Here is a 15,709-nt window from a genome sequence, read left to right as displayed (position 1 = left end):
AAACGATTGAGCAACGTATGGCATCGCAACAACCAGCTAAACCACCTGCACCACCTGCCCAACAACAACCACAGAAACCACCCAAACGTCGACGTAGCGGTTGTACCATCTGGATATTTGTCCTGGTATTCCTTATCCTGAGCATCATCGGGGTGGGATTGTTTAGACCGGCAACACTGGCTATTGCGCAAGAGTTTGTGGTTGGTATCACACGCGGTGGCATTCTTAAAACTGAGGAAGAAACCAAAGTCGATTCGTGTATTCCTGATGAAAAAACGAATGCACTTGTCTCAATTACCCGCACGCGACGAGTGACAACATACAATAATGGGTCTGTCCTCGAAATCACGTTTAGCGATCCGCCAATACCAGCCGATTGTAGACAATAATGTGTTTGCACGTTATGTTGTATCATCCTTTCATCCTCTACAATAGCGAGGATAAAGAGCAATGAGGAGCGGTATCCGGTGCGTGAGACGTTCTTAGAGCCTATCCGGAATACCCTGTCGCAGAATCAATTGGGGCGCAGCGGCGCTGCGCCCGTACATCTATCAGGTTTCATCCGCTGTGCTGTGAGACAATTATTCTGATAGGCTCTTATTCGCTTAGAAAACGTATAAAACAGGTCAGGCGTGTCAAAGCTGTTCCACGGGGACTGTTTGGGTAAAATGCGCCTCGTTTGCCCATAATACATTCTGAGTAGATTTGTAAGACACTCATAAGACGATGCACTCGTTGAACGAGTGACAATCATTGCCGACACTCCCTTCGATAGCGCCAGAAACTGAAACCATTTACTCGGTGACAGGGAAGGATCGCAGCCTATGCTGCTACAAATACGCTGCACACCCGAACCGATTGTCTTACCGGTCCTAAAGCAACCGCAGATCGCCTACCTGCACCTCACTGTTGCTGCAACCGGTTATGGTGGATTGCCACTTCATCTCGCGATTGTAGCCGATGCTAGCCGTTCAATGCGCATACCAATCGTTAATGAACAGCAATTTCGTGATCTTGTGCGGCAGAGCGGTGCTCACGAAGTACTGGTTGACGGTGTACCGGTCTGGCAATTGAGTAACCCGCTCTCGGTCGAACAGCGAACTCTCTACCCAAGCCCGATCACATACACGACGCATGCACTTCATAGCCTGATTGAACGACTTGACCATAACGACCGGCTTGCTCTGATTGCCTGCGCCAGTGATGCGATTGTCCTTGCTCCGAGTATCCCTGCCACCCGCCGAACCGAGTTAGTTGCTGCACTCATGCGCTTACCGGCACTCCGTCTTGGTGAAACTACCAATCTCGCGCAGGGTTTACAACTCGCACTGGCACAGTTTGTTACGACGGATGAAGACATTATCCGTCGCATTATCCTACTCACCGATGGCTTCACCAGTGATACAACCCTGTGCATCTCACTGGCACGCGAAGCAGCCGCTCGCGGCATAACGCTTAGTACGATCGGTCTCGGTGGTGCGTTTGAAGAACATCTCCTGGTACAACTGGCCGACCTTAGCGGAGGTCGAGCCAGTTTTGTGCATGAAGCTACTGAAATCCCGGCGACCATCGCGACTGAACTCGATAGCATCCGCCAGATCACTGCTCAGGCAATAACTCTCCAACTCACGCTGCCCCAAACTGTCGCGCTGCGGTGGATCGTACGACTCACACCAAGCCTTACCACCTTAACACCCCTCAGTACCGAACACGGTCGGCGATTGACAGTTCATCTCGGTGATCTGCAACGGGGAGAAGCTGCTCAACTGGTGTGCGCCTTCCTCGTTGCCCCCGGCGCAGCCGATCAACGACGACGCCTAGCCCGACTCCGAATTATGAGCGGTCAGTCAACCATCGATCACGACGTGATCGCTTACTACCGTCCCGACGCTGTCAACCCACCACCGACACTCCTGCCGATCATTAACCGTGCTTCCATTGCCATCCTCCGCCAACGAGCCGAACAAGCCCGACAGCAGGGCGATTACAAGACCGCAGCTCATCTATTGCGTCAACTTGCGACGCGACTACACGAATTGGCCGAACCCAAACTGGCAGCGCTGGCCATAGCAGAGGCTAACAACCTGATGCAACAGCAACAGCCTGGTATCACTGCTAAGGAGCTAACCTACGCTACACGGCGGTTAGGTCAGACCACTTCGTAGCCATGGCAGGGCTTTTCGATGTTTTAGAGTATCGCCATTCCTCTGGCGGCGGAAGCGGTTGATGGTATAATGCTGTCACAATGTTCGTGAGATAAGCTCCAGGAGTACGCTCGTGGCAAAACAATGGAATAGTCCACCGCCAATGCAGATTGACGTTAGCAAAACGTACCGGGTAACGATGGAAACCACCCGCGGTACGATTGAACTTGATCTCTACCCCCAGCATGCCCCCTTGACCGTTAACAACTTCGTTTTTCTGGTACGAGAAGGCTTCTACGATGGCCTGACCTTCCACCGCGTCATCAAAGACTTCGTGATTCAAGGTGGCGACCCAACCGGACGCGGAAGCGGCGGCCCTGGCTATCGTTTTCGTGATGAAGTTATCGGTAATCCACTCACGCACGAAGCTGGTGTTATCTCGATGGCAAATGCTGGCCCAAACACTAATGGCAGCCAGTTTTTCATCACCCATACTCCGCAGCCACATCTAAATGGACGCCATACCGTGTTTGGTCGGGTAGTAAATGGTATGGATGTCGTGTATGCGATTCAGCAGGGTGACAGGATGACCAAAGTTACCGTGCAGGAACTGTAACCAACCAGCGATGCGTTCTCAGAGCGCGTCTGAACGCTGTTTCCGAGGAACGCGGGCCGGCGGCCCGCGTTTGAACGTGAGCACGTAAGACCTATCGGTTGGCGCATCAGTGTACCATCACCCCTGTAGAGTGGGTGACACATGCCTCGCCAATGCACCAGCGGGCATTGGCAGCGGGCCGACCACGGCAGACGGGTTGGTATCTATACCATCTCTAATCCCTCCTCTCTCCGCTTACGTCCATCGCACCAGGATGAAAACGTTGAAAAGCTCTACACGACGAACCACAGAAATCTTTGCCGGAAGCTGTAAGTTATTGTAAGTTATTCTATCTGTTCATCAGTGAGTCGTCCTCACCATTACAGCTTGAAATATCCTCCAAACTGCTTACAATAGGAGCTGGTATGACCGACAGTGGTAAGGAGCGGATCTATGCGATGGCCATGGCAACGGAAGGACAAAGAACCATCGGCTGTAGAGCAAGTATCAGACAAAACTGCCCCACAGCAACCATCCCGCCGACGTTGGATATTGCTTGCACTGGCGGCCATTGCACTGGCGGCCATTGCACTTGGCTTCGCACTCTTTCCTATCTTTCGGCCTACCGATCCGCGTTTCGTGATTGTGATCACCCCATTCACCGACCAGGACGGTCGTACCGGTAGTCAGATTGCCAATGCGCTCACGCGACAACTACAGCTCCAGGGGGGCAATCTGATCCACGTCATCATGACCGACACTCGACCGGCCAACAGTACTGAAGCGCTCGCGCTCGTGCAACGATTAAACGCCGACCTCCTTGTGAGCGGTTCGGTCATTGCCGGTGGACGGCTCGACAGCCTAAGTTTGCGCCCCGAGATTATCTACACCCCTCACAACATTGATGTGAGTCAGAGCTGGTACGGTTTTACGATGCGCTTTGCGCTGCCAAACCAGTTTGTCATCAGTACCGACCCGATCAATGGTCAGACCACATTAGTACCGTATCTGCTGGCGTTAGCCGCCTATCACCATGGCGAAGCAGACCTGGCAGTCGATCAACTCCAACGCCTGGTCGAGAACACGCCCCAGATGAATCCACTTTTGTTGCATATCCTGCGGGGTAATCTCTTGTGGGCGAGGGGGTGGTACAGCGGGGCTGCAACTGAATATCAGGCAGCCCTCAGTCTTGCCAACAGTGACCGCGCCCTCTTGACCAATAATCTTGGCGCGATCCTGTGGGATGCCCGCAGTGCCGATGCACTGCGCTACTTTGCCGAAGCTATCGACCTCCTCGATGGCCGTGACCTTGGTCAATTGCGGGTCAACCTTGCGTTGTGGGCATTACGTGAACAGCGTACCCGCGATGCAGTGTCTGATCTCGAACAAGCACGTAACCTGTTACCAACTAACCCGGAACTTGAGTTGCTGCTCGCCACTGCCTATCGCGAAAGTGGGCGGATCACCGACGCGCAGGCCGCGCTGGCACGATTTGAGTCAGCAAAGACAGCGACTGGCAGACGGGTCCCATACACCTTCCTGGCAGCGTATGAATCACGCCTGACTGCCGTATTTTTTGAAGAACGCGCTTTAACCAATCTCGAAACACACCTACCATTGACCGGTCCACTCTACTGGGCACTCGAAGCGGCAAATCCGCTCCCCTCGGCAAACGATCTGCGCCAAGTGCGCGATCAACTGCGTATCGCAACCGAACACAGCACACGAGCTATCAATCTGTGGCGCCAACGAGCCACTGGCGACGCCGCAATCTTTCCCGGTAACGGTCTGATGGCAACCGGTCAGGCCGAGCGGAGCGAAGAGATATTGCGACGCCAGAAACTGGTATTAGCGCTGGTTGAAGCGGCTGTACAGACGGTTGAAGGGCGTACCAAACCAGGGCCGATCGATCAAATGATAGCCGCCCTTTTTGGTACGGGGGGAAATGCTAACCCGAGTATTACAACCTTACAACGATTGCGCGAACAACAACCTGATGATGTCCTGACGCTGCTGGCGCTCGGTTTTGCATTCCGGATCAACGAGCAGTATGACGAAGCCATCCAGAGTTACCGGCGAGTTATTGACCTTGCTCCGCAACTACCCGACGGCTACGCCGGTATCGGCATGGTTGCCCTCGTCCGTAACGATCAGGCTAGCGCAAAAGAGTGGTTACGGCAAGCACTCGAACGGAACAATCAGTTCTTTCCAGCTCATTTGATGCTGGCGCGTGTGGCCGAACGGGAACGTGATTGGCCAACAGCCATCCAGCACTGGCGGGCGCTGGTAGAATGGCAAAAGACACCATACACCGTTGTACATCTGGCCCGCGCCCTCCGGCTTAGTGGCGCCAGTGGTTTTGCCGAGGCCGAACGGCTCCTGGTTCCGCTGGCAGTAGAATATGCAGAGGCAGCCATTGAACTGGCTCGCCTCTACAACGATGCTGGCTATGCCGAAGAAGCTGCTGAAGTCTACCGTGATGCTCTCACGCTTGATCCCCGCTCAACGGTTGCCGCCTTTGAGTTAGGTGAGACCTACATTCGCTTAGGCGACATCCAATCTGCTGAACGTATGCTCCGCGATGCCCTGGTCTTTGATGAGCGCAATCTTGATGCGCGTTTGCGGCTAGCCGAATTGTACGAGGGACCTCTTAATCAACCACAGCGGGCACTCGAGCAATATCGGATTGCCCTCGGACAAGGCATCAACGATCGCGACCGCTTACTTGCCATCGGTCAGGCTGCCATCGGGGGGAATGCAGCACCAGTTGCCATCCAGGCTCTGGAACGTGCACTGGCGCTCGATCCCAATTCGGCAACAGCCCACCAGCTTTTAGCCCGCGCTTATCTGGTTGGGAATAGGCTTGAAGCCGCAACGCAAACCGCGCAGCGCACGTTGAATCTGGTCGCTAACCGCACCGATCCCGAAGCGATCACCGCCCAGGTCAATGCCCTGCTGACGTTAGCCGAGGTTGCGCGCCGCCGCAACGACCTGACCGCCGCCGAGCAATCGTATCAGCAGGCCATCGCCATTGATCCGCAATCAATTGCCGCACATATCGGGCTAGGCGAAATCGCCAGCAGCAGAGGAAATTGGGGTGTTGCCCGCGCCTACTTTGAAACAGCCGTGGCGCTACCGGGCGGCAGCGACGATGCCGCAGCCCAATTCTGGCTTGGTGAAGCACTCTTGCGCAGTGGAAATCTTACCCGCGCATTGGCTGCGTATCAACGCGCCCTGCAACTACAACCACAATATCCGGAGGCTCTATTAGGATTGGCCCAAACTCAGTACGCTCTCGGTCGTAGTGAAGAGGCACTACAAACGGTAGAACAGGCTATCCGGCAAAAAAGCAACTACGCTGAAGCTCATCTCTTCCGAGGCAAATTACTGCAAGAGGCCGGACGTTTCGCTGAAGCACGCGCCGCCTTCGATGCCGCTATCGGCGCCAATGATCGCATCGCCGAGAGCTTCTATCGACGGGCGCTTCTCGCCATCCGTGATGGTGATCTCGATCTGGCGATACGTGACCTCAATCGGGCTATCGCGCTGCAGAACAACTTTCCTGAAGCCCATTACTGGCTAGGTCGAGCCTATTACGCGCAAGGACGCACCGAAAGCGCATTACAGGCCATCCAAAAAGCGATTACCCTCAACCCAGACTACAGTGAAGCGATTTTCTATAGTGGACTGATCGCAGAAGATCAGGCTGACTTTACTGCGGCCCGTAACGCCTACCAGACACTGATTAGCCGCGAACCCACCAGTGAATGGGGACAACGTGCTCTTGCCCAAATCGAACGCTTGCCATGAGTACGCTCCGTCAGTATCGTCTCGCCCTCCAAATCTTTCAATCAAACCGACTACGGCGCGATTACCGTGATCTGGCCGAAGTGCCGGCATACGAACCGTTAGGCGAATTTTTCTTCAACGATATCTATGGCCCGCGTGATTTTAGCCAACGCGACCAGGAAGGGCGGCGCTTGCAACATTTCATCGGTTGGCTACCCGGTGTTCAACTGCGCGATTTGGAAGAGGTGTTAGAATTACTCGACCTCACAAATCAACTCGATGAGGACCTGGCCCGACGGATGTGGCAGGCGAATGTCGGGACCGATTTCGACGAAATGACCTATGAACACTTCTACCGAATCGCCGATAAGTATGATGAGCGTTTACGACAACTGACGTTAGTCAGAACGACACTCTACAATGTCTTTCGTCTTTCACGCTCGCATATCCTGGGGCTGGCGCTCCGTCGTTTGCATGTTGTCGCATGCCTAGTCGGTATTGGGCAGATACACTCGTTTCTGCAACGTGGTTACGAAGCGCTACAAAACGTGAGCGCCATTGAACATTTTGCCGAGACGATCTACCAGCGAGAGCTGGATCGACTCAATCGGATATACCAACAATGAACAACTGTAACCTACCGATAATGATCCGCATTCCGGCACGCAGCTTTCGTATGGGCACGCCGATCCAGGAATTGAACGACCTTGCCCGTCGCTATGGTGGTACTCGCGAAAGCTACCGTGAAGAGACGCCGCAGCACGAGCTATTGCTCCCAACATTTGCCATCGCCCAAATACCGGTCAGCAATGCGCTCTACGCACAGGCGGTGGCGGCTGGCGCCGTACCGCCACCACCACATTGGCACGGCCCAACACCACCAGCCGAATTACTGGAACTACCGGTCACCGATGTCAACTGGTATGAAGCGCAAGCCTTCTGCACCTGGCTCAATCAACAACCAGATTGCTCTGTTCGCCTGATCGATCCGAGCGGCCAACCGGTCACACCACCGTCCACCATTCGTTTCCGCCTGCCGACTGAGGCTGAATGGGAGCATGCTGCCCGTGGAAGTGATGGCCGTCGCTTCCCGTGGGGCGAGACGTTTCATCCCAACTACGCCAATACACGCGAGAGCGGCAGGTTTGCACCTAATCCTCCAGGCGCCTATCCTAGTGGGCGCAGTCCGTATGGGATCGAGGATATGGCCGGTAATGTTTGGGAATGGACTGCCTCGCTCGACCGACCATACCCGTATCGGCCAGATGATGGACGCGAAGACCCAACTGCCCCCGGACGACGTATTCTGCGCGGCGGATGTTACGCCAATCCACAAGGGTATGCACGCTGTGCCTGCCGTTTCCGCTTGCAACCCACTATGCGTAATCAGTTTCTGGGCATACGGCTGGCTTTTAGTCTCGAATAGCGTAAGGAGTGATTCGCAAATGAATCAAGTGAAGACGCGAAAGTTAGGGCGTAATGATCCTTGCTACTGCGGGAGTGGCCGCAAGTATAAAGATTGCCATTTACGGATTGAAGAGGAGTGGCGCAGTCAGCAACTGCGCTTACGGAATGCGCAAGATCAGCTCTTACAACGTATCCTGGCGATGGCAACTGCGGCCGACGCTTCTGACCTGCAAACTGCCTTTGATCGTTATTGGCAACAACGTTACCAGTTTGCGCAACTGGCCGAACTAAACCAGCGCGAAAGTTACGGCGCCGACCGGTTTATGGTGTGGTTTGCCTTTGATTACCGCCAACCTGACGGAAAAACCCTTGTCGAACGCCTGGCGGATCAAGCGAACGAGAGCGCTCTTTCCCCTCTTGAACGTCAACTCTTACCGACCTGGGTTGATGTCAGGTTACGACCGTACCGCGTTGAGAAACTCCATCCGAATGCCGGTGCCAGTCTGCGCGACTTACTAAACGATGACGCCGTGCCATTGGCCGACAGCCATGCCTCACTGCGCCTCGAACTCAATGAGGTTATTGTCGGTCATCTGGTACCGGTAGATACACCACTCGGCCAAACAACACCGAATTACTACCTTGCCGGCCCTGCTGCGCATCTCACACCTGATACCGCCGAGCCGCTTCAGACATTCGCACACATTCATCTGGAAGCACTACGACGTGAACGACCAGAGGCCGGCTGGCAAGACCTGCTCCGCGAACGTTCGGAAATATTCAGTCATTTCATTCTGATATTGCCAACAGATAAACCCGACCCTGATCGCATTCAGCGTTTTATTGAAGAGACCCGTCAGCGCCTGCTTAGGGACTGACCGTTAGCCTGCATCAGAGTAGATTTCGGCCAGCGGCAGCGTAAAATGAAATGCGCTGCCCTGACCAGGCGAACTTTCAACCCAGATCACTCCTCGATGCGCCTCAACTGCCAGCCGACAGAAAAATAATCCCAGGCCACTCCCTTCGCTTCGTTTACTCCTGGCCTGACTGAAGCGGGTAAAGAGAGCATCCTGAGCTTCAGGCGGAATACCCGGCCCCTGATCGCGTACAACGATATGGGCAACTCGATCACCCGGAATCAAAACCGTCACCTCATCAGATACAGTCACAAGCTGTGGTTCTTGTTGTTCAGGTTTTACCTGAATTTCAAGCGAAATCAGATCGCCAGACGCACTGTATTTGAGTGCATTATCGAGCAAATTTTGCAGCACACGGGCGATAATATCAGCATCGGCGAACAACCAGCGCACCTGCGGGTCAATCCGGTGCACGATCTGGACGTGCTTCTCTTGGGCCTGGATCGATAATCGCTCGGTAACCTGCTCAATGAGACTGGCAACCGGCAACGGCCCTAGCTCAAGTGGCATTTGACCACTCTCGAGCCGCCCAATATCGAGCATCAGGTGCACCTGGTTAATCAACCGATTTGTGCTGTTTTGCCCAATGAAAATTGCCTTTTTCTGGCGTTCAGTAAGGAGATCGCCCAGTTCCTGTTCCAGCCGCTCAAAGGAAAGTTTAATAACAGTGAGCGGGTTCTTAAAATCGTGTACCAGGGTATGTGTCAGGTCTTCACGCAACTGCTCGACCCGTTTTGCCTCGGTCACATCACGAATTGTCAACAAAAAAGCCGGAATACGACCAGAGATGAGATCACCAGCCGAGGTTATCTTCCAGGAAAATACTCCATCACTTCCCCGTAATTCACCTTGCGCGCCAGCAGTAGAAAGTGAGCGGCACAGCGTAGCGATGGCATCAGCTTCCAGACGGCGTTGATCTGCCCATTGAGTGAGTAACTGTTCGATATGGATCGTATTCGCCTGAAACAATGGCGGTGACCATGCGTTCGTTTGGGCAAGACGATAAAAGGTTTCATTGGTCACGACAACTGTTCCATCAGCATTATAGAGAATAAGAGCATCCTCAATCGTCGCCATCACCCGCGATAGATTATCGCGTGCACGCCGTACCACCTCGAGCAAACGCATGCTCTCGATAGCGATAGCTGTCTGGGTGACGTAGAGCATCAACATCTCGATATCGGTAGAATCGAGAGCTTGCTCGCCGCCGATCACGATCACACCAATTGGCTGTTGGGTACCACGGAGCGGCAGAGCAACGGTTGTCGCCGAACGAAAAACCGGACGCCGCTGAGTCAGTGCCCGACGAGCGAGAGTCAACACCGCATCCTGCGAAAGCATCGTGACGCCAACCGACTGCTCAAAGCGCAATGTATCTTGAACCGGATCAAACAACACAACCTGCGCCCATGCGCCATCGACCATCTCAAGCATGCCGCGCACTGTCATCGCCAACACCTGCGGCTCAGGTAACGATTGCGAGTTGATCACCATCCCGAGGCCATTCAGTGCTGTCAGACGCTCTAAACTACGTTGCTGACGGTGCCGCAAGAGCGCAATTTCGATGGCCGCACCGGCAATACCGGCATAGACAATCAGCGCCTGAATATCATCAGATGACGGACGTTGACCATTGAGCGGTTGATCGAGGAACAACACTGCCTGGACCCGCTGATCAGGTGCTCGCAGAAGCACGACCAGCAAATCATCAGCATTCCACTGCGTCGCCCCAAAATCGACGAGTTGTTCTAGCACCGGTGCTGGTAGGTCAAACAAAGCCGCAAAACTGGCCCTTCGCCGGTTGAGAAGAAAACAGCTCTCGCCTAGCGACCACTCGTGAGCCAGTATATCAAGTCGGTTAGCTGCCAGACGCAAACCGATTGGAAATTCAGCAGCGAGACGATCGGTAGCAACAACACACTCCAACGCCGGATGCAGACTCCGCTCGCGCCGATGAACAAACAGGGCTGCCGCCTGAAACCGTATCCGCTCACAGATCGCATTGATAATCAGGTGAAAAAGCTGATCGGGCGCTCGTTCGAGCAACAGATCACGACTGAGAGCTAACACCGACTGCAAGTCAGCGTTGCGCCGATCAAGATCACGGGCATGTTGGATGATCCCTGTTTCTACCTGCGTAAGCCGCTGGGCATGGTCAATGACCAGGCTCATACTTGCCATAATCGCATTGATGCGATCAATATCAGCATCGATAAACGGTGCTGTTTCTTGGCGATTGACATATTGCAAACAGGCACGCACACCACTCGGTGAGGTAAACGGCACGCTGATCAGATTGTGACACATCAGGCCAGTCATCTGATCTAGCCAGTGACTGCGTCGCGGGTCGCCAACTGCATCATTAACAATAACCGGTTTGCCGAGCGCCAACGATTGACCAAGGATGCCATGGCTCATTGGCAGACGCATCCCAACCAATTGCCGCATATGTTGACCGGCCACATAACGAAGAACCACCTCGCGCTGCTGTTCATCGACGATAAACAGACTACCTGCCTGCACATCCAACAACTGACAACTGATTTCCAACATCATTTGTAATGCCCGATCAGGATCAAAAATCTGCACACCGGCAGAAATCAACTCTTGCCACATCCGCTGTTGACGACTAGCACGCTCCGCTTCGCGGTGCAAGAGAATCGGTCGTAACAACTGACTGATCAGGTACAATCCTTCATTGACAATCTGCTGTTGCAGTTCGCCAACGGTTGATGGTGTCATTGTGTATGTGTAGACCATACCAATCGTTTCACCTTCAAAACGAATGGGAACCCCTGACCAGTACGTCGGAGCAAAATCCTTCCAGATGGTGTGTGGTCGAACCTGATAGTGGGCACAGTCGTGCAGGTATCTTGTTGAACTGATCGGCATACTCAGTTTCATCACAACGCTACTAAGATCGGTCTCAGCCGTCCAGAATTGCCGACCAGACAAACTATGGTTTCCTGCTTGCGGATCGTAGTGGGCTATTTGTTCAATCCATACACTACGTTGAAATGGGATCGCTACCCCAACATGCAATGGCCATCCCGCGATTTGAGACATTAACTGTCCGAATTGACGGCAAATCAGTTCAGGATCATGACAGTCGCGCAAAGCATCAAACTCAACCTGTAGTCGCCGTCGCCAATCTTGCCGATCCATGCGCTGTCGTACCCGATCATAAGCGGCAATGATCAGACGCTCGATAACGTTCAGTATCGCTAACTCTTCAGTAGTCAACGAACCTGGACGGATCGTTAACCAGCCGTAGACTTCCTCAGCCGCGATCGGATGAACAACACCATCGTGCACATCCTGTGGATGCCCTTGAAATGACCACTGGAGATCGACATCATAATGCGGCAAAACCATTCGTAGCGTAGCCAGAGCAGTAGCTTGCAAATCAGAAAATTGCTGGGTGTCGATCATCGTTGTTGCCAGGGTTATCCACTCTGGTAGCACAATGTGGGATGCATTTGTCATGATCGACTCTCCGTTTAGGACGTGAAATCTGTTGTATTGTACCGCGTTTCGAGCTTATGTAGAAGATCAGAAATGTAGAAAACAGAAGTGGTCAAGAGGGATAGGTTCTCTTCAAACCCCACTGGTATGTAAACGGATCGCTCTTTCCGTCCCGACGATGCACTCTCCCTTGCCTCAGTGGGCGGGTTGGGAACCCGCGCCGACAAGGCGGGGACGGGCATCATCGGCGAGATAAACGACCGGGTTGGGCAACGCACGGTCGGAATGGGAATTGCTCCATATTATCTCAAGCTTCATTCCGCTCCTCACGTTACCTCTACCGAGCACGGTGAGAACGTTGAAAACCCCTGGCCATCCTACGAAATAACTTGCAGGTTTGAAAAGTCATGTTATAATATGGCGCTCGTGCTATCCGCCATGACCTGCGGTGCACCAGGAAAGAGAATCTATGATACGCAGATATACTGTGCTGGCCTTGCTGCTAGCAGTTTTGTTGATCGGTGCGTGTGGATCGGCTGTAGCAAACGAACCTACAGCTACCACGGTATCTATCGAAACCACTGAGATACTTTCTACAGGCGTACCAACTCTCCTGCCTGCGGCTACCCCCGAACCAACTGCTACACCCGAATCAACTGCGACCCCTGAACCGACAGCTACACCTGAACCAACGGCTGTCCCTGAACCAACTGCTACACCTGAGCCGTTGAATGCGCCACTGGCCGTACCACGGGGATCGGTCACTACTCGTCCTTTTGCCGTTATGTATGACAACCATCCGAATGCCTATCCCCAAACCGGTATGGATGGTGCCGCAATCGTCTTTGAGGCGCTGGCCGAATTCGGTATCACCCGCTACATGGCTGTCTTTATCCCCGGTATCTCACCTGAGATGTCGGTAATTGGCCCGGTACGCAGTGCTCGTCCATACTATGTCGAATGGGCAAAAGGACTGCGCGCCGTCTACGTTCATGCTGGTGGCTCGCCAGAAGGTCTCTTGCTGGCCGAAACTTCGATTGAGCTTATCAATATGGATGCGCTCCGTGGCAATGCTAGCCGCTACTTTTACCGAACCCGTGATCGGAGTGCACCGCACAATCTCTACACCAATAGCGCCAACATCGCTGCATTTGCTGCCGCCAACGAGCGATCAGTTGACGGTCTGTCAGAAATTGGGTTCCTCTATTCAGCCGAAGCCCCAATCGAGGAACGGCCTGCTCAACAAGAATTGCGCTACTTCTTCATTTACCGTGAATCCGCTGTAGGTTGGAGTTACGATCCAACCTCGAACAGCTATCGCTATCTACGCGGGAATCGGCCTCACGTTGATGCTGCAACGGGTACGCAATTACAGTTCAAGAATGTTGTAATCCTGGAAGTACCCGAACGACCGATTCCAAATGATCCAAAGGGACGGATTGAGCAAGATGTGATCGGTGAAGGACCGGCGCGCATCTTCCGCGACGGACGCATGATTGAAGCAACCTGGCGTAAATCTGCCGGTTACGCGCAACTGTATCTGATCGATGCAGATGGCAACGAAATCCCGCTTGCACCGGGATCGGTCTGGATCGCCGCCATTCCTAGCCTCGCTAACCTCACCGTTCAGGGCGGACGATAACGTGATACGCCGGAGCAATGGCTCCGGCTGCAACAGGCAGGCGTTGCACGCAAGCTGACCAAGTGGTCAACGTGAATTATTCCCCCATCCTGCCTTCTTTGCATCGTGCAACGCCTGTGCAGACGCATCTATCGCATTGTTCACGAGCACTAATCACGCAATCGATGCTCGTGAATGACAGACAACGCAACGACGGCTGCCTCGCGTCTGCCCGGCTTTCAGCCGTATGCCGTCAACACAAAGGAGACAACTGTATGATTGGAAGGATCGTTCGCCGCAGCTTGATGATTGTGGTACTTATCGTACTCGTAACGATCTTCGCACCTGTTCAGGCTGCCCCAACGACTTCACCACCTCAGCAGCAAACTCTCGCACCAACCTACCGCATCTTTGCCACCCGCGAAGGCCTGGTTGGTCACCGCACTGCCAACGGCCATATTATTCAACCCCGTGATCGCTTCGTAGCCCTACCCTGCTGGTGCGTACTCTCACCGAAGGGCACTGACCAATTCAAGGTACGTATTACCTACAACGGGCGTTCAGTTGTGGTTCCGGTTTGGGATGTAGGACCGTGGAACACCCGCGACGACTACTGGAATCCTAATCGGCGTTATAGTGATTTACCGGTTGGTATGCCGATGGCTGAGGCTGCCTATTACCACAAATACAACGGGGGCCGCGATGAATGGGGAAGACGGATCACGCTCCCAAACGGCATTGACATCGCCGATGGTACCTTTTGGGATGATCTCGGCATGACCAACAGTGATTATGTCTACGTTACCTTCCTCTGGCTTGGTGACGATCCCGGCCCTGCCGGAGCGGTTGAAGTCGGTTCCGGTCAAGTGGTTGATGATGCACAACAAGTACAGGTGACCGCGCCAGAAGGCGCAATAACGGTAGATAACACCGATCCAACATTTAACCCGGTTGGTAAAGATTGGTATAAAGAACCGTGCGGGCTGAACGGCCAGCATCAATGGACCTACTCAACGACTGATCCCGCGCAGGCAACGACCGCTGCCATTTGGAATGCACCTACGCTGAGTCCCGGTTTCTATGAAGTGAAGGCATATATTCCAGCTTGTGGGAACCCGGCAACAACCAGTGCTCGCTATCGCATCAGTCATGAGGGTACAACCACTGAGATAATTCTTGACCAACGTGCAGCCACCGGTCAGTGGGCTTCACTCGGAACGTATTACTTTGGTGGAAACTCCAACACGGTACCGAGCGTGTCGCTGAGTGATCTTACCGGAGATCGAGGTATGGCGGTACGTTATGACGCGATTGCCTGGGAGCCGCGTAGTGATACCACACCACCAGACACACAAATTGTCTCGATCACGCACGTTGACAACGGCTTCCAGATTCAATGGGGTGGTACCGACGATATGACAGGGATTGCCAGCTACGACATACAAGTTCGTTTGCTGCCAAACGGTGGCTGGACAGACTGGAAGCTAGGGACAACCGATCTGAGCGCCTGGTTTGGCCCCCACGAAGGAAAACAATTTGCTTTCCGTATCCGTGCTCGAGATTGGGCGGGAAATGTGGAATCGTGGGATGAGGCAGCGACGGCCGATACTACCACACTGCCGTAGGAGACTGAACGTTACGTGCTCAGGGCGGGATTGAAACCCGCCCCAATCATGCGCAACTGGGTATCAGCGGCGAGATTAGGAGCCTATCCGAATACTCGTTCGTCGCCGTACAACCGATAAACACCATCTCCGATTAGCTGAATGCT

The 15,709-nt window shown here is 53.7% G+C and carries 10 protein-coding genes; 9 read left to right on the top strand and 1 reads right to left on the bottom strand.

All coding sequences use genetic code 11. The features are described from left to right. Positions 1-17 precede the first annotated feature (17 nt). The 7 genes from JE47_RS0109945 (at position 18) to JE47_RS0109915 (ending at position 8,813) form a co-directional block, all read left to right on the top strand. The gene (locus JE47_RS0109945) at positions 18-389 is read left to right on the top strand and encodes a hypothetical protein (RefSeq protein ID WP_031459609.1); all 372 of its coding nucleotides are present in this window, start codon (positions 18-20) and stop codon (positions 387-389) included. Between the two features lie 435 nt (positions 390-824). Then, the gene (locus JE47_RS0109940) at positions 825-2,165 is read left to right on the top strand and encodes a vWA domain-containing protein (protein ID WP_031459608.1); all 1,341 of its coding nucleotides are present in this window, start codon (positions 825-827) and stop codon (positions 2,163-2,165) included. A 112-nt stretch (positions 2,166-2,277) separates the two neighbouring features. Continuing rightward, the gene (locus JE47_RS0109935) at positions 2,278-2,760 is read left to right on the top strand and encodes a peptidylprolyl isomerase (RefSeq protein ID WP_035419299.1); all 483 of its coding nucleotides are present in this window, start codon (positions 2,278-2,280) and stop codon (positions 2,758-2,760) included. Between the two features lie 432 nt (positions 2,761-3,192). Continuing rightward, complete coding sequence (locus JE47_RS0109930) at positions 3,193-6,549, top strand: tetratricopeptide repeat protein (RefSeq protein WP_031459606.1); 3,357 nt, start codon at positions 3,193-3,195, stop codon at positions 6,547-6,549. Beyond that, positions 6,546-7,154, top strand: coding sequence for an FFLEELY motif protein (locus JE47_RS0109925; protein ID WP_031459605.1), 609 nt, complete (start codon positions 6,546-6,548; stop codon positions 7,152-7,154). Before JE47_RS0109930 ends, JE47_RS0109925 begins: the two co-directional genes overlap by 4 nt. Beyond that, positions 7,151-7,954 (top strand): formylglycine-generating enzyme family protein, encoded by an 804-nt coding sequence (locus tag JE47_RS0109920; RefSeq protein ID WP_031459604.1) that lies wholly within the window; start codon positions 7,151-7,153, stop codon positions 7,952-7,954. Before JE47_RS0109925 ends, JE47_RS0109920 begins: the two co-directional genes overlap by 4 nt. A gap of 19 nt (positions 7,955-7,973) precedes the next feature. Next, a complete protein-coding gene (locus tag JE47_RS0109915) occupies positions 7,974-8,813 on the top strand; it encodes a YecA family protein (protein WP_031459603.1) in 840 nt (279 codons plus the stop codon). A 3-nt stretch (positions 8,814-8,816) separates the two neighbouring features. Here JE47_RS0109915 and JE47_RS0109910 read toward each other — a convergent pair whose 3' ends face one another. Continuing rightward, positions 8,817-12,338, bottom strand: coding sequence for a sensor histidine kinase (locus JE47_RS0109910; RefSeq protein ID WP_031459602.1), 3,522 nt, complete (start codon positions 12,336-12,338; stop codon positions 8,817-8,819). Between the two features lie 448 nt (positions 12,339-12,786). Here JE47_RS0109910 and JE47_RS0109905 point away from each other — a divergent pair, with 448 nt between their 5' ends. Together JE47_RS0109905 and JE47_RS0109900 are read left to right on the top strand one after the other, a co-directional pair. Further along, entirely contained in the window at positions 12,787-13,959 is a 1,173-nt protein-coding gene (locus tag JE47_RS0109905; protein ID WP_031459601.1) for a DUF3048 domain-containing protein, read from the top strand. Positions 13,960-14,213: 254 nt separating this feature from the next. Then, positions 14,214-15,563, top strand: a complete 1,350-nt coding sequence (locus tag JE47_RS0109900) for a golvesin C-terminal-like domain-containing protein (protein WP_031459600.1) — start codon at positions 14,214-14,216, stop codon at positions 15,561-15,563. Positions 15,564-15,709: the final 146 nt, after the last annotated feature.

Source organism: Chloroflexus sp. MS-G, assembly GCF_000735195.1.
In the GTDB taxonomy this organism is placed as follows: domain Bacteria; phylum Chloroflexota; class Chloroflexia; order Chloroflexales; family Chloroflexaceae; genus Chloroflexus.
The sequence above is the reverse complement of the archived record's forward strand: the minus strand, read 5'-3'. Positions and strand labels throughout refer to the sequence as shown.